General features: G+C 36.3%; 17 protein-coding genes. 11 read left to right on the forward strand and 6 right to left on the reverse strand.

The genetic code is table 11. The features are described 5' to 3' along the window. Positions 1-157 precede the first annotated feature (157 nt). A complete protein-coding gene (locus G4D61_RS15835; RefSeq protein WP_035354318.1) occupies positions 158-673 on the forward strand; it encodes a type 1 glutamine amidotransferase domain-containing protein in 516 nt (171 codons plus the stop codon). Between the two features lie 175 nt (positions 674-848). Further along, positions 849-1,607, forward strand: a complete 759-nt coding sequence (gene map, locus G4D61_RS15840) for a type I methionyl aminopeptidase (RefSeq protein WP_025729672.1) — start codon at positions 849-851, stop codon at positions 1,605-1,607. 158 nt (positions 1,608-1,765) lie between these two features. On the opposite strand, the gene G4D61_RS15845 is transcribed toward map, so the two are convergent. Then, a complete protein-coding gene (locus tag G4D61_RS15845) occupies positions 1,766-1,987 on the reverse strand; it encodes a DUF1128 domain-containing protein (protein WP_163174352.1) in 222 nt (73 codons plus the stop codon). 183 nt (positions 1,988-2,170) lie between these two features. Here G4D61_RS15845 and G4D61_RS15850 point away from each other — a divergent pair, with 183 nt between their 5' ends. Continuing rightward, positions 2,171-3,010 carry a YihY/virulence factor BrkB family protein gene (locus G4D61_RS15850; protein WP_025729675.1) on the forward strand — a complete coding sequence of 280 codons (840 nt, stop codon included), beginning with the start codon at positions 2,171-2,173 and terminating at the stop codon, positions 3,008-3,010. Positions 3,011-3,202: 192 nt separating this feature from the next. Here G4D61_RS15850 and G4D61_RS15855 read toward each other — a convergent pair whose 3' ends face one another. After that, positions 3,203-4,375, reverse strand: coding sequence for an MFS transporter (locus G4D61_RS15855; protein WP_025729676.1), 1,173 nt, complete (start codon positions 4,373-4,375; stop codon positions 3,203-3,205). A gap of 153 nt (positions 4,376-4,528) precedes the next feature. Between G4D61_RS15855 and cax the strand changes: the two genes are divergently transcribed. From cax to rlmD, 6 genes are all read left to right on the forward strand, one after another. Beyond that, on the forward strand, positions 4,529-5,587 hold the full coding sequence (gene cax / locus G4D61_RS15860; protein WP_025729677.1) for a calcium/proton exchanger: 1,059 nt from the start codon (positions 4,529-4,531) through the stop codon (positions 5,585-5,587). A 186-nt stretch (positions 5,588-5,773) separates the two neighbouring features. Continuing rightward, positions 5,774-6,529 (forward strand): YfkD famly protein, encoded by a 756-nt coding sequence (locus G4D61_RS15865; RefSeq protein ID WP_371316508.1) that lies wholly within the window; start codon positions 5,774-5,776, stop codon positions 6,527-6,529. 101 nt (positions 6,530-6,630) lie between these two features. Beyond that, positions 6,631-6,807 (forward strand): SE1561 family protein, encoded by a 177-nt coding sequence (locus G4D61_RS15870; protein WP_163174339.1) that lies wholly within the window; start codon positions 6,631-6,633, stop codon positions 6,805-6,807. Positions 6,808-6,988: 181 nt separating this feature from the next. Continuing rightward, positions 6,989-7,795: a delta-lactam-biosynthetic de-N-acetylase gene (gene pdaA, locus G4D61_RS15875; RefSeq protein WP_035354339.1), complete on the forward strand. Its 807-nt coding sequence runs from the start codon at positions 6,989-6,991 to the stop codon at positions 7,793-7,795. An 87-nt stretch (positions 7,796-7,882) separates the two neighbouring features. Beyond that, positions 7,883-8,746 (forward strand): DNA-3-methyladenine glycosylase family protein, encoded by an 864-nt coding sequence (locus tag G4D61_RS15880; protein WP_025729684.1) that lies wholly within the window; start codon positions 7,883-7,885, stop codon positions 8,744-8,746. Between the two features lie 17 nt (positions 8,747-8,763). After that, positions 8,764-10,140, forward strand: coding sequence for a 23S rRNA (uracil(1939)-C(5))-methyltransferase RlmD (gene rlmD / locus G4D61_RS15885; protein WP_163174341.1), 1,377 nt, complete (start codon positions 8,764-8,766; stop codon positions 10,138-10,140). Here rlmD and G4D61_RS15890 read toward each other — a convergent pair. Further along, positions 10,046-11,167: a recombinase family protein gene (locus tag G4D61_RS15890; protein WP_163174343.1), complete on the reverse strand. Its 1,122-nt coding sequence runs from the start codon at positions 11,165-11,167 to the stop codon at positions 10,046-10,048. The genes rlmD and G4D61_RS15890 overlap by 95 nt on opposite strands. A gap of 113 nt (positions 11,168-11,280) precedes the next feature. After that, a complete protein-coding gene (locus G4D61_RS15895) occupies positions 11,281-11,691 on the reverse strand; it encodes a hypothetical protein (RefSeq protein ID WP_235929386.1) in 411 nt (136 codons plus the stop codon). 238 nt (positions 11,692-11,929) lie between these two features. On the opposite strand from G4D61_RS15895, the gene G4D61_RS15900 reads away from it, so the two are divergent. Both G4D61_RS15900 and G4D61_RS15905 read left to right on the forward strand, forming a co-directional pair. Continuing rightward, a complete protein-coding gene (locus tag G4D61_RS15900) occupies positions 11,930-12,541 on the forward strand; it encodes a S1 family peptidase (RefSeq protein ID WP_367613786.1) in 612 nt (203 codons plus the stop codon). A gap of 1 nt (position 12,542) precedes the next feature. Further along, positions 12,543-12,989: a hypothetical protein gene (locus tag G4D61_RS15905; protein WP_163174347.1), complete on the forward strand. Its 447-nt coding sequence runs from the start codon at positions 12,543-12,545 to the stop codon at positions 12,987-12,989. 130 nt (positions 12,990-13,119) lie between these two features. Here the strand turns inward: G4D61_RS15905 and G4D61_RS15910 are convergent, their stop codons facing one another. Continuing rightward, entirely contained in the window at positions 13,120-14,610 is a 1,491-nt protein-coding gene (locus tag G4D61_RS15910; RefSeq protein WP_163174349.1) for a recombinase family protein, read from the reverse strand. Continuing rightward, a complete protein-coding gene (locus tag G4D61_RS15915; protein WP_163174351.1) occupies positions 14,610-14,759 on the reverse strand; it encodes a hypothetical protein in 150 nt (49 codons plus the stop codon). The genes G4D61_RS15910 and G4D61_RS15915 overlap by 1 nt, the downstream gene beginning before the upstream one ends. Positions 14,760-15,131: the final 372 nt, after the last annotated feature.

Consider the following 15,131-nt stretch of genomic DNA (forward strand, 5'->3'; position numbering starts at 1 on the left):
TTACTTTGGATAGAAATAATATTATTTCTTGGGAAATGTTTTTGTCTAATATTACAAATTTTGAAAGCTAATCTGCTTTTATGTCGAGCGTTTCATTTTATATAAATAGGGAAATATGTTATTGTGATGTCGTAAAAAAAATAAGGAGATGTTGCAAGTGGCAAAAAAAGTAGCAGTTGTTGTAACAGACATGGTTGAAGATGTTGAGTACACTGATCCTGTCAAAGCGTATAAAGATGCTGGACATGAAGTGATCAACATTGAGAAAGAAGCAGGAAAAACTGTCAAAGGAAAACACGGTACTTCAATTACAATTGATAAAAGTATTGATGAAGTAAAAGCTGAGGAATTCGATGCCCTATTAATCCCAGGTGGTTTTTCACCAGATCTTCTTCGAGATGATAACCGTTTTGTTCAATTTGCAAAGGCATTTATGGATGCTAAAAAACCAGTATTCGCAATATGTCATGGTCCACAACTTCTTATTACAGCAAAATCATTAGACGGAAGAGATGCAACTGGCTATAATTCTATTCGTGTAGATTTAGAAAATGCCGGTGTAAATTATCATGATGAAGAAGTAGTTGTTTGCCAAAATCAATTGGTGACAAGCCGTACACCTGATGATTTACCCGCATTTAACCGCGAATCATTAAAACTTTTGGATGCATAAACGATTATTTTTATAAGGGCTAGTCCTTCAAAAATAGGACTGGTCCTTTTTACTTATATAATATGAGGAATTTTTTTGCTAACAGATCGATTTAACGATATGATAGAAGGAAGAACGCACAGCTTTTTTATGTTTACATAGAATTAGTTAGGGAATGTTGAAAGGAAGAGACGTTATGATTACATTAAAATCCCAAAGAGAAATTGAAATGATGAAAAAGGCTGGCGAGCTTTTAGCGGATACTCATCATCAAATTGCTAAAATGATTCAGCCAGGGATTACAACATGGGAAATTGAGGAATTTGTTGATCAATATTTAAAAGAGCATGGAGCAACACCGGAACAGAAAGGCTATCAAGGTTATCAATTTGCAACATGTGCAAGTATTAATGATGAAATCTGCCACGGTTTCCCACGCAAAGAGCCATTACAAGAAGGGGATATCGTAACGATTGACATGGTAGTCAATTTAAATGGTGCGCTAGCTGATTCTGCATGGAGTTATCCAGTTGGAAAGGTCAGTCCTTTAACGCAAAAGTTATTGGATGTTACAAAAGAATCTTTATATAAGGGAATTGAACAAGTAAAGATTGGAAATCGTATTGGTGATATCGGTCATGCGATTCAAACTTACGTAGAAGCACAAGGCTTTTCAGTAGTTCGTAACTTTATTGGCCATGGAATTGGGCCATCTATTCATGAAAAGCCAGAAGTTCCGCATTATGGTCTTCCCCATAAAGGGCCAAGAATTAAAGAAGGTATGGTATTTACAATTGAACCGATGGTAAACATTGGTGGATATGAAACGAAGATGGATAATAATGGTTGGACAGCACGAACTCGTGACGGCTCTCTGTCTGCTCAGTATGAACATACCGTTGCAGTTACAAAAGATGGCATCATTATTACGACGGATCAAGATTATAAAAAATAAGGACTTAGCATCTTAATGATGCTAAATCCTTTTAGGCTGGGACAAAACTGAAAAGTTGTTAGCTAAAGACGAACATGTATGCACAAATAAAGATTTATTTAAAAGAGGTTCAGAATTGGATAATTCTGAACCTCTTTTCTTGACTTGGTGCTGTAGATTTAATTGCGCAAGTTTCCAAGTTCTTCTACAATTGCTTGCATTTCATTGGGACTAAAAGACTCTCTTTTCATGACCATCGTATAAATATCATGCAAATCTTCGTAGCAATCTTCATTATATTGGGATGCATCAATTGCTGAAACATTTACCATTTTCAACTTAGCTGTGATTTGCTCAATCATAAATTTTACATTTTCAGGAGATTTTTTAGTAAGGTTCAACCTATTCATTCCTTTCCAACTCCGGTTAGATAATCTTATTATACAAAAAGGAATATGAATACACACATTTTTTATGAACTTTTCTACAACATCTTTTTGGCTGAATATGTAAAATGTTTTAGAAGGCTTAGAAAGGGAAATATAAAGTATCAGTGGACTGTGAGAGGTGAAAGAATGGACAAGATCGAAAAACTTACAACACAGGTTGTGAAACAAAGACCAATTAAAATACTGATTAGAAACTCACTTGAAAACGACATTATGGGAATGGCAGCACAATTGGCATATTTTTTCTTGTTGTCTTTGTTTCCATTATTGCTTTTTATGTTTTCTTTATTGCCTTATTTGCCGATCGATAAAGAATACGTTTTAAGTATTGTACGCGATGTTGTTCCTACACAATCCTTTGACATTATTGCGACAACAATAACAGAAGTGTTAACGAGCCGCAGCGGAGGGCTCCTTTCAATAGGTATGATTGTCACTTTATGGTCTGCATCTGGAGGGATAAATGCTACAATAAAGGCTTTAAATCGTGCGTATAAAGTAAAAGAGTCAAGATCCTTTTTTGTTTCGCGGAGCTTATCGATCGTATTAACGATTGCGATGATTTTTGTTTTGCTGCTTGTCCTCATATTGCCCATTTTTGGTGAACATGTAGGAAACTTTATTTTTTCGATATTTGGTTTATCTCAACAATTTGAACGTATTTGGAATATTTTACGTTTTGGACTAACCCCTGTTGTGATATTTGTTGTATTTAGTATTTTGTATTATATAGCACCAAATAAGCATGTGAAAGTTACTTCAATTTTACCAGGAGCAATATTTGCAACAATTGGCTGGATCGTAGCATCGTTTCTTTTATCTTTTTATGTCGGTCATTTTGGAAACTATAATGCAACATATGGAAGTTTGGGCGGTATTATTATTTTAATGCTGTGGTTCTATATTAGCGGAATCATCTTAATTTTAGGGGGAGAAATTAATGCAGCATTTTTTGGCAGAAGAGAACATTCATGATGTTTATAAAAATTGCACATAGTAAAAGTACGAAAACAAAGGGGGGAGAAAAATGTCTGCGAAAAAAGATGGCGGCACGAAACAAAATAGTAAGCAAAAGCCAAAAGGAAAGACATCAAGCTCAGCTAATGGTCATAACGGCTACCATTAAAGTAACAGCACAAGCGTCTATTTTTTTAATAGACGCTTGTTTTACAAAGTTTTGGCAACCGTCACGTTGTTTTTAAAAGAAAATAGTGAAATTGTAATGCTGAAGAGTACAAAACTGATTAAATAGAAAAAACTGCTGCCTTTTACTGAATCAATGATTATTCCACATACAAATGGACCGATCATGCTGCCGCAGCTAAATAGTATTCCACACATGATATTACCAGCGGGCAATAAAGATTTCGGTAATAAATCAGATGTGAAACTAATTCCAAGTGAAAAAGTGGAACCTACTGCCATACCAGCAAGAAAAAAGCATATAAATAGACCGATTGCTAATCCTTTACATAACGCAGCAGCGATAAAACAAATACTGCCAACTAATAATACGGCGATCAGAATATTTCGTCGACCGTACCGATCACTCAAGATCCCCAATGGCAATTGAAAGACGATGCTGCCAATTGAAAAAGCAGGAATGATCATGGCAACCGCATCGATATCAAGACCATTTCTAATAGCGTAGATCGGGAAACTGCTATTTAAAGTTGTTTCCATGAATCCGTAGGCAAGAGGCGGAAGCAAACCAACCCATGCATATTTCCAAACTTTGCCGAATCTTTTAATGGTGCTTATAAATGAAGCCCCGTCTGAATCACCCTCAGGAAATTCATTTTTTAATGTAAGAATTGTACACCAAATGCAAAGACTAATAAGTGAAGTTACAATAAAAGGAAGCTTTTCATTTATTTCAAGCAATCTTGTCATGAATGGGCCAATGGCAAACCCTAAACTAAAAAATAGTCCGTATAGAGAGATATTTCTCCCTAAGTTTTCCTTCTTTGAAAAATAGGTAATCCAAGTTTGTGTAGTAAAATTCAACATATGATCGCCAATGCCAATAAATAAACGGAGGAAGAACCAAAACCAAAAAGATTTCCAAGTCGAAAATAAGAAAAGTGAAAGCGTAACAGATAACCCTCCGAATAGAATAAGTGGTTTGTAACCGAATTTTTTAAGCGGGACTTCCATTAATGGAGATGCTAACAAAACACCGATATATAAGGCAGTTGCATTAAGTCCGTTTAATGATGAATGAATTCCATCTTTTTCAAAAATGATAGAAATTAACGGGAGAATCATTCCTTGAGAAAAACCTGAAATGGAAATCATACTAACGAGAATCCAAAAACGAAGCCGTTCTTTTTTTGTCATATATATTTTCCTTTGCTACTTATTTACAAATTTAGCTAAATTACTTAAAAATGTTTGGCAATATATTGTTTCTTCTGTAAAATTTTATCATAGAATGTATTTTTCCATAAGAAATAGTCGTTATTGTGATGTTTTGATCTAAGGAGGTTTAGCATGAATAGAGTGTTTAGCATTTTGGTCTTTATAGGGGTGCCGATATCAGTTATTGGGGCATTACTGCATTGGCCAAGTGTGCTTATGTTTGTTATTTACTGTTTAACGATCGTTGCGCTTGCAAGCTTTATGGGACGAGCAACAGAAAGTTTAGCGATTATTGCTGGACCGCGGATTGGCGGATTATTGAATGCGACATTTGGAAATGCCGTAGAATTAATTATTTCGATTTTTTCATTACAAGCAGGCCTGCATCAAGTTGTGCTTGCCTCGTTAACAGGTTCGGTAATCGGCAACTTATTACTTGTTGCTGGCATGTCTTTTTTAGTAGGGGGATTAAAGTATAAGCGTCAGAAATTTAATGTTTATGATGCAAGGCACAATTCTGGATTATTAATTTTTGCTGTTTTTATTGCATTTGTCATTCCAGAAGTATTTTCAATGAATTTATCAAATGGCAAGACGATTAGTTTAAGTGTCGGTATATCGATTATTTTAATTATCTTATATTTATTAGCTTTGTTCTTTAAACTTGTTACACATCGGGGAATTTATCAAATTAGAGATGAAAATGAAGTAGTAGATGAAAAAGAAGAGCCAGAATGGAGCAAAACAAAGGCAATCATTATTCTTGCATTAGCTACATTAGCGGTTGCATATGTATCGGAAAATCTTGTACATACATTTGAAGCTGTGGCGAAGAGTTTTGGCTGGAGCGAAATGTTTATCGGGATTATCATCGTTGCGATTGTCGGGAACGCAGCCGAACATGCTTCAGCAATTTTAATGGCGTATAAAAATAAAATGGATGTTGCCGTTGAAATTGCTTTTGGTTCGACTTTGCAAGTTTCGATGTTCGTTGTTCCTGTATTAGTACTTGCTTCATTGTTTTTTGAGAAGGCGATGCCGCTTGTATTTTCAATTCCTGAAATGGTTGCAATGATTGTATCTGTCACGCTTACGATTATTTTAGCAAATGATGGTGAGACTAACTGGTTTGAAGGTGCAACAATGCTTGCTGCTTATATTATAATGGGAATTGGATTTTTCTTACTATAAAGTTATAAAAGCTTATTGCTATCGCAGTAAGCTTTTTTATTTGAAGAAAAAGTACGGATAATCTGAATCGAACATGAAAAAAATAATGTTGCCTTCACAAAAATAGATCATCATGAATAGCAGCAGAAAGGAGTTACCTACATGTTGAAAGTCTTCTTAAGGACAATATTAATTGCGATGCTTGCAATGGTTGTCACTATCCCTAGTGTACAAGCAAAAGAAGCGAAAAAGACTGTTAATATTCCATCATCTGTTCTTAATATAGCAAAAGAAAATACTTATCCTAATGCAACACAAGACTTGCCATATTTACAGCCGAGTGATTTTACAAGTCAGCTATTAAAAACATCTAACGTAAAAATAGAAAATCCTAATTTAATACGGATGCTAAATGAAACTTCTGTCAATCGATCGATTTTTTCTATCGGGCTGCGGGCAAAAATTTATTTAGGAGAATGGCCGCTTAATTATGAATCGGCAGAGACTGCTCCAAACTGGCAATATCAAAAAGTGAACACGAATTATTATGATAATCGCGGCGGAAAAACAAATTATAAAATGCATTATGTTCAAGAAACACAAAAGGTCGTCAGGGGCGGACTCACAGCAAAGGTACAAAAATTAGAAGATGTAAAGAAAATGATGCTATTAAAAGCGATGAAAAATACCAATTTACCGCTAGCATTCGATACGACAATCGGGGCGGGTACAAAGAAAGAACATGAATACAACATTGCCCCGAAACGGGTTGGCTATTTATATGGATACGCACCAGCAATTAATGAAAAAGGAAAAGTGACGTACGGCGAAGTCTATCTCGTATTAAAAGGAACAAAAAAAGAAATAATGGTTAAAAATGTTACTTCACAAGGCATTGGTGCATGGATTCCAGTTCAAGACTATATTTCATTTGGCTTCTCTGCTAGTGAACAGCCAAAATAATGGCTAAACGTTGTAAATGCTTTGTACAAGTATCGTAAGAAATCAAACCGTGTTATAATAAAAACAAATATAGAGATTGAAGCGGATTGAGGAGGATTTTTTTGGGAAACGCTGTGTATGACAAAAACTTACAATTGAACTATTTAAAAGAGCGTCTAAACATGTTTTTAGAAGTGCTAGATTCAATGGATCCGGAAATGACTGAACTTGAAGATGTTGATCGTCTCATTAAGATGATGGATGATCTTGAGTTTAAAATTCAACAATTTAGCAAATAAGTGTGAGAGCTATTCCATCTGCTGGAATAGCTCTTTATTATGTAGATAGACTGAAATCATGTTAGGTTTATGAGATCGGATGGAAATTAGGAGACTGGCGTTATACGCAAATATTACCAGCATGGAAGAGGAAGAAAGAGAAAAACTAAGAAAAATTGAAAAATCAAGGGAGTCATGTCAGATGAAAAAATGGTTTTGGTTTTTATTAATCCCTGTTGTTTGCTTATTTTTCTCTTTTTCTTTCCAAACTTCTACCTATGCGGTTTCTAATCAGCCAATTCATTGGGGATTTAGCAAAGGGAAAAATGGCCAACAGGCTGAAGCTGGCAAAGCTTATGATGAAGCTTTAAAAAAATATGGTGGTGTTTATAAAGGCAATCCTCACGATAAAGTACTATATTTAACATTTGATAATGGGTACGAAAATGGTTATACAGCTAAAATTTTAGATGTATTAAAGGAAGAAAAGGTCCCAGCTATTTTCTTTGTAACCGGTCATTACTTAAAGTCAGAGCCAGATCTTGTTAAAAGAATGGTAAAAGAAGGCCACATTATTGGAAACCATTCATGGGGCCATCCGGATTTTACACAAGTTTCTGATGAGAAGCTGCGTGAGGAACTCGAAAAGGTTAAAACTGAAACGAAACGTATTACAGGTCAAAAAGAAATGAAATATTTACGTCCGCCGCGCGGTGTTTTTAGTGAACGGACATTGCAGCTAGCAAAGCAAGAAGGATATATTGACGTCCTTTGGTCATTAGCCTATTATGATTGGGATATTAACCGACAACAAGGTACACAATATGCCTATGATAATATCATGAAGCAGCTTCATCCAGGAGCAATTATGCTTTTGCACACCGTTTCTAAAGATAATGCAAATGCACTTCAAAAAGTAATTCAAGATGCTAAAAAGCAAGGGTATAAATTCAAAAGTATGGACGATTTTATGAAAAAGGAACATCCAGCTACGCAAGAAAAAGACTAAAGAGCGGAGGCCCTACATCGGGTCTCACTCTTTCTTTTTCTGTTTTAATGTATGATATAATACAGAAAAACGAGTTGAGAGGTAGTTATGTGGGAGGAAACTGTTGCAATAAACGGTCCATATCAATTTGATCTTGCATTACAACGCTTGTCATTAGATCCATTACATACAGTACATATAGAAGAAAGAACGATCAAGATGCCAATTTATAATGAAGTCCCTGAAGTTGCAAAAATTGTTGCGATCGGTTCGATGGAGCAACCAGTTTTTAAAGTGGAAGGGGAGCATCTCGAAACGAAAGATGCCGTTTTAGAACGGATTGCTACGATTTTTCAATGGAATGCGAACTTAGCTGAAATTGAACGGCATTTATCTGCGACATCATTAAAACCTATTTTAACAAAGCATCGCGGTACACCGCTCGTACTTGATTTTTCCCATTTTGCATGTCTTGCTAAATGTATCATTCATCAGCAGTTAAATATGGCGTTTGCGCGCACATTAACAGAACGATTCGTCCATACGTTTGGTTTTGAAAAAGATGGTGTTTGGTTTTATCCAGATGCGGAGACAATAGCGGAACGAACAGTCCAAGAGCTGCGTGAGCTTCAATTTAGTGAAAGAAAAGCCGAATATATCATTGGTCTCTCCAAAATGATTGCTTCCGGGGAACTAAATGTTGAAGAGTTGCAGCAAAAATCAGATGCTGATATTTTAAAGCAATTGACGAAAATCCGCGGGATTGGGCCATGGACGGTGCAGAATTTTTTAATGTTTGGACTTGGCCGTCAAAATTTATTCCCAAAAGCAGATATCGGCATTCAAAATGCGATTCGCAATCTTTTTCAGTTCGAGCAAAAACCGACTTATGAACAAATGGACATGCTTGCAAAAGAGTGGGAACCTTATTTAAGCTACGCCTCCTTATATTTATGGAGAAGCATCGAGTAATTAAAGGACGGAATAATATGCAAAAACAACAAGTAATCATAAAAGTAAAGCAACAATTTCCATTAACAATTAAACGTCTCGGCATCAATGGAGAAGGTGTCGGTTATTTTAAAAAAACAGTCATCTTTGTACCTGGAGCATTGCCAGGAGAAGAAGTTGTAGTTGAAGTAACAAAAGTACATCCAAAGTTTGCGGAAGCAGTTGTAAAAAAAGTCCGCAAACGTTCTCCTCATCGCGTAAAAGCACCATGCATTGTTTATGAGCAATGCGGAGGCTGTCAATTACAACATTTAGATTATAAGCAGCAGTTAATTGAAAAACGCGATATTGTCATCCAGGCGCTTGAGCGGCATACGAAATTCCCAATTGAAACATTGGATATTCGTGAAACAATCGGCATGGAAAACCCATGGCATTACCGTAATAAAAGTCAATTCCAGCTTGGCGAAGATCATGGCAAAGTGATCGCAGGGATGTACAGCATCGATTCTCACAGGCTGATCAATATTCCAGAATGCATTGTGCAGCAGCCTGCTACGAATAAAGTAACCAATGTTGTGAAACAAATTTTGGCCGATTTCCACATTCCAATATATAACGAAAAAACGCGAAAAGGCATTATGCGCACTATTGTCACTCGCGTCGGTACACAAACAGGCCAAGTGCAAGTTGTCCTTGTTACGGCGAAAAAAGAATTGCCAAGAAAAGATGTTATGATTGCTGAAATCCAAAAACGTTTGCCTGACGTCGTTTCCATTGTCCAAAACGTCAATCCAAAGAAAACATCGCTTATTTTTGGAGACGAGTCGATCCATCTATCAGGCAAAAAGATCGTCGAAGAACGGCTAGAAGAGTTTACATATGAACTTTCTGCACGTGCTTTCTTCCAATTAAATCCGATGCAAACAGTGAAGCTATATAATGAAGTCAAAAAAGCGGCACAACTAACAGGCAAGGAAAAAATTGCAGACGCCTATTGCGGCGTTGGAACAATCGGTTTGTGGCTAGCTGACGGCGCCGCTGAAATCCGCGGCATGGATATCATCCCCGAAGCCGTCGATGACGCTAAGAAAAATGCGAAGAAACATAACATCAGCAATGCGCATTATTACACAGGAAAAGCAGAAGTATTACTGCCAACATGGACAAAAGAGGGCTGGCGCCCAGACGTAGTCATCGTTGACCCGCCGCGCACAGGCTGCGACGACCAGCTCCTGAAAACAATCTTAAAAGTAAAACCAAAGAAATTCATCTATGTCTCTTGCAACCCATCAACACTTGCCAGAGACTTACAAACACTCAGCACCGCATACAAAATCGAATACATGCAGCCAGTGGACATGTTTCCACAAACGGCGCACGTGGAGTGCTGTGTGTTACTCGTAAAAAAATAGAAGATATATAAGGGTCCGAGAATCGGTAATGGATTCTTGGACTCCCATCTTCTTTTATTTCAATTCTTTCTATTAGTTTGTGAAGCATTTCTTCGTCAAGAACAGGGTTTTGAACAAACCGTTCAATTTGTTGGATTAGTTTTGTAAAATCAATCGTTTGTTTTTGTTGAAGTAATCCCTTTTCTAATTTTAGCTTCTCCTCATTCAGTTTAGCGAGTTGGATACCATTATCCTCAATGAGCAATCTGTATTCTTCATCTTGGATTTCACCCCGTATTTTCATGCGAAGTGCAGTCGTTTTGTCTTTCTTTATGTTTTCTATCACCTTGAGAATGTTAGTGAGTTGTTTTTGATCCCGCTGAATGAAGTTTGCAATCTTTTTCTCAATGTCTTTTTGAAAAGATTTTGTAGAGAGTGCTGAAAACATTTGCTTTATATCATTTGAAATTGCTTCAATCAGTCCATTTTCTCTTACATGGTGATCTGAACATTTTGTATGACCATACTTATTGTATGCCCCACAAATATATCCCTTACGATTGGCTTTATAGTGCATACTCTTACCACAATTAGAACAAAAGGAAATATTTGTGAAGAGGTGTTTTTTAGCATATGGTCGTTTACGTTTTCTTTCAGAGATTAACTGTTGAACAACATGAAAATCATCTTTAGAGATAATAGGCTTATGTGTGTTTTCAATGACAACATAATTTGCAGGATCAATCTTTTTACGTTTTTCAGTTGTTACACTAATTGAAGTTTCCTTTTGTTGAACTAGATTACCGATGTAATGTTGATTTTCTAGTATTTTTCTAACTGTAGACCCATGCCATAGTGAACTGGAATTTCTCTTTCCTGCAATTTCAGAAGGAGTTGCTATACCGTCCTCGAAAAGCTCCCGTGCAATTCTGTCAAATCCTTTTCCTGAAAGATAAGAGTTGAATATTCGACGTACTACATCAGGAGTGGAATCAACTCTGACCTTTAAAACCCCACTAATAGATAGCTTAGTGGTTGAATTCGTCATTATAAAGAAATGCTTGAGCTTTTTTCTGCTCTAATCGTTTTTTCTGTTTTTTGTAAACTGTGTAGTTCAACACTGAATCCGTAAAAAAAAGAGCTTATGGGCTCTTTTTCTCGTTACTGACTGTATTTGCTTTGAAAATCCAATAAAGATTGACAAATCAAACCTTGAATTTTGAATTGAGGGTAATACTTCTCACAAAATTTCTTGAATTCTTCGTAAAGCTCTTTGTTCATTTTGAGGCTCTTATTTTCATACTTTGCTTCTTTACTGTAAATCCTCTCATCAAGCATCAACAGTCTATTGGATTGGTACATTTGGAGCAAACCTTTTAAAGTGTTAAAGTGTTCCTTGATAAAGGCTAATTCGGCTGATTCATCCATCTGTTCCGCTTTTAACCGTTCGTCTTCTGATCTCACGAATGGGTAATATTGCTTGTCCGATTGGTGATAAAAATAATCACCGGTTCTCATTTCTTTCGTGAAAGTGCTGTATGGGATACCGACGATTTCGGCTACTTTCCTCAAGTCATACTTTTTTTAAAATTGGTTTACCTCTTTGACTCGAATAGATGGTTTCATTGTAAAGAATGTGTCTTTGTCCATAGGCACAACCCCTTTCTTTTTGTGAAGATATAGTATTATAGAAGTAAGAGCCTGTGCTTATTCCATATAAATTTAAAATAACATGTGGAAATCTGGCTGATTAATTAACGAAATTGGGGGTTTTTCAATGTTTGAAAATGTTGTCTTTTCAATAGGTAGAGTGATAGATAATACCTATTATGCGGCTGGTACCTGTACATTGTTAAATAAACAGAACCTATTAGTAACAGCGGCACATGTAGTAAACGGCAGTAATGAAAACCTATTTATTAGATTAAACACCAATTACGATTCTGGATACCAGGATACGACTATCCAACAATGCCAACTTGTTCCTGTGAAAATTGAGGCAATAGACCCATTAAGAGATCTTTGCATCTTGTCTTTACAAGGAGATGTATCAGCTCAATCAAACGTTAAATTAGGGAATGCTGATAGGGCGAATCCAGGCGAGGCAGTTACTGTTATTGGTTTCCCTCACTCAAATTTAGGTAGAATTGTTTTGACTCAACAGACCTGCGAGGTAGGTGCAAAAATACTTCTTAGTTCCAAAGGAATCAAATCTAAACATCTTGTTTTAAATATTCAAGCTCGACCAGGGCAGTCGGGTGGTCCGGTTATTCGTACATCTGATGGTACTTTGATTGGGATACTTATTGGAGCCTATGTGCCAACCATTAATGGCGGAATTAGCATAGGTGGGATAGACCCTCAGACATTACACCAAACAACCCATGCTGTCTCAGTGGGATATTTAGAAGGGATGTTGTAAAATGGCAGATCTTAATTTGTTTTCTGACGTTGAAGAATCAGGTTGGTTGGAGGCATTACCAAGTTATCAAAAGGAAATTGTATCGGAGTTATTAGCTTCAAAATCTCATGAAGAGGCTGCTTTAGCTTGGCTTGAAGCGTCTGTAGATAATACATCACCTTTTACTGGACAGCCACAGCCAGAGAAGAAATTTTTGCCGTTACTAAAAAAAGAAATCCACAAATTGCTTTGTGGAAATCCCGAATATGCGGCTGATCGAAATGAGTTAGCACAATTAACCCAAACAAAGGAGAACAAGACTGCTATTGTTTCGATGGTTTCGGCAGTAATCGGTGCTAAAGTTGGTCTAGCTGCCACTTTTATTGCACCAGCAATTGTAATAATTTTTCTGATGATTGCCAAGACTTCATTAAATGCTTGGTGTGCATTGGAAACATCGGAAAATTGATAATATAATGTTACTCTTTTAAAAGGTGAATTCCACTGCTCCAGAAAATTTGCTATGGTTTGTCTACACCTAGCACTCCACACACGTGGAGTGCATTTCACAGTTAGTTTTAAAAAATGATTGAGGGAAATTATAACCCCTCAACCTGTGCGAATTTGTAATAAATTTTAATATCTTTGTTTTCGGTTACTTCAATTTTATCTACAAACCTTAATAACATCTCGGATGTTAACTTATTGAACTGTAAAAAACCTCTAAGTTGTTCTATGATGGCAGAGATTTTACTTGTTTCGTGACTTTCTGCCATCTCCTTTTTTATCTCTATTTTCTCTAATTCAAGTTGTTGCAGCTTTTCTTGTACCATACTTATAAAGTCATCATAATCCTGTTTAGATATATCCTCGTTAATAAACTTTTTTAATGCGTTCCGCTTTAGTTCTATTTGTTTTTGAACTTGTCGTTCAATAGACTCTAGTCTAGACTTGTTCTTTTTTGCGGTAGCCTTGACCTTTTTCTCAATCTTACTTTCTAGGTTAGGATGTTCTAAACTACTAGACATTTTTTTTAGGTCATCAAGGATTATTTCAGTTAGTTCTTGTTCCTTTATTGCGTGATTAGAACAGGCTTTTTTGCCATGTTTGGCATAGGTTCCACAAATATAACCTTTACGGTTGGCACGATACCACATGCCATGACCACATTCAGAACAGTAAGCCATATTTGTAAAAAGGTGCTTACTCTTTCTAGTTCCACCCCGACCTCTTCTAGCCTTTTGTTCAAGTAGCTTTTGTACTTGTTCAAATACCTCTCTTGAAATGATAGGCTCGTGAGCGTCAGAAATGGTTATCCATTCACTTTGGTCATTTACCTTACGTGTCTTATTGGTCACGTTCATAGTGGTTTCTCTGCCTTGTACAAGGTCTCCTACGTAGTGGGGGTTCTTTAATATCTTTTTAACAGTAGAACCTTGCCAATATAGACTTGCACTAGCTTTCTTAATCAGTTTGGAAGGTGTTGGTATATCTCTATTTGTGAGATACCTAGCGATTTTGTCATGCCCCCAACCTTCTAGATACTTGTCAAAGATTTCACGTACAATATCTACTGTATAATCATTTCTAAGTAATAGTTGTCCTTTATGAAGTTTATAGCCATAGGGAGGAATACTACCCATGAATTTTCCGCTTTTGTACTTCATGTGATAAACAGACTTGATACGGTCACTTATTCGTTGACTTTCACTTTCATAAATCCAAGCATATAGACCGAACATAGCTTGTTTTGAAAAGTCTTGTGTATCAACTTTACCATCTAAAGTGATTAAGCGAACCCCTTTAGTCTCTGCCACACGCTTTAGTTGATATAGTAATTCAACATTACGACCTAATCTACTTAACTCCTTAGCCACAATAACATCAAATTCCTTATTTTCAGCGTCTTGGATGAGTCTTTTTAATCCCTCACGTTTGTCTGTAGTTCCTGTTTGAACGTCTATATAGAAGTCATATAGGTCACAGTGGTTTTCTTCAATGTAGTCTAAGATCATCTGTTTTTGATTTTCAGGAGACTCCTTTTGACCCTCATTGTTAGTTGAAACTCGAATGTATCCAGCTATTTTCATTATTGTCGCCCTCCATTGTTGATGGCGACTATATCTACTTGTTTATCATTGTAAGCGGCAGATACAATCTTTTCAATTTCTTTCTCTAGTTGATGTATGATTAAAGTCTTAAAATCTTGGGTTTCTGTAAAGATCCGTTGAATATTCATTAATATCTCCCCTTTCAACCATAGCAATCGTTCTATGTGGGGGATAAGTTGCGATATTTTTTACGATAATTAGCTAATGTAGGAAACCAACCTAATAAAACTCCTGAATGGAATATAGTCGAAAGGAAGAAAAGTGGAAATACAATTAAATATAAGAAGTTAAAATGAAACTTAATAAATAACACAATATTAAATAAGAATTGGTGCACTTGCCCTCCGCTCTGCGGCGGTCAAGGTGCACAGGTCACTTGCTAAGCGCGTGCCCTTTTATAGTGGATTGTCAACACTAAACTGGACAATTTTTATAAGGTCTTTTTCTTGTATTCGATTGGTGTTAAATAGCCAAGTGTTCCATGAATCCGAATGTTGTTA

Origin of the sequence: Heyndrickxia ginsengihumi, assembly GCF_011008565.1 — a bacterium.
Classification (GTDB): Bacteria; Bacillota; Bacilli; order Bacillales; family Bacillaceae_C; genus Weizmannia; species Weizmannia ginsengihumi.

Excerpts from the sequence above, each read along its gene's own strand:
- map (WP_025729672.1), top strand. The coding sequence starts at position 849 with ATGATTACATTAAAATCCCAAAGAGAAATTGAAATGATGAAAAAGGCT.
- G4D61_RS15855 (WP_025729676.1), bottom strand. The coding sequence starts at position 4,375 with ATGACAAAAAAAGAACGGCTTCGTTTTTGGATTCTCGTTAGTATGATT.
- cax (WP_025729677.1), top strand. The coding sequence starts at position 4,529 with ATGAATAGAGTGTTTAGCATTTTGGTCTTTATAGGGGTGCCGATATCA.
- G4D61_RS15865 (WP_371316508.1), top strand. The coding sequence starts at position 5,774 with ATGGTTGTCACTATCCCTAGTGTACAAGCAAAAGAAGCGAAAAAGACT.
- pdaA (WP_035354339.1), top strand. The coding sequence starts at position 6,989 with ATGAAAAAATGGTTTTGGTTTTTATTAATCCCTGTTGTTTGCTTATTT.
- G4D61_RS15880 (WP_025729684.1), top strand. The coding sequence starts at position 7,883 with ATGTGGGAGGAAACTGTTGCAATAAACGGTCCATATCAATTTGATCTT.
- rlmD (WP_163174341.1), top strand. The coding sequence starts at position 8,764 with ATGCAAAAACAACAAGTAATCATAAAAGTAAAGCAACAATTTCCATTA.
- G4D61_RS15890 (WP_163174343.1), bottom strand. The coding sequence starts at position 11,167 with ATGACGAATTCAACCACTAAGCTATCTATTAGTGGGGTTTTAAAGGTC.
- G4D61_RS15905 (WP_163174347.1), top strand. The coding sequence starts at position 12,543 with ATGGCAGATCTTAATTTGTTTTCTGACGTTGAAGAATCAGGTTGGTTG.
- G4D61_RS15910 (WP_163174349.1), bottom strand. The coding sequence starts at position 14,610 with ATGAAAATAGCTGGATACATTCGAGTTTCAACTAACAATGAGGGTCAA.
- G4D61_RS15915 (WP_163174351.1), bottom strand. The coding sequence starts at position 14,759 with ATGAATATTCAACGGATCTTTACAGAAACCCAAGATTTTAAGACTTTA.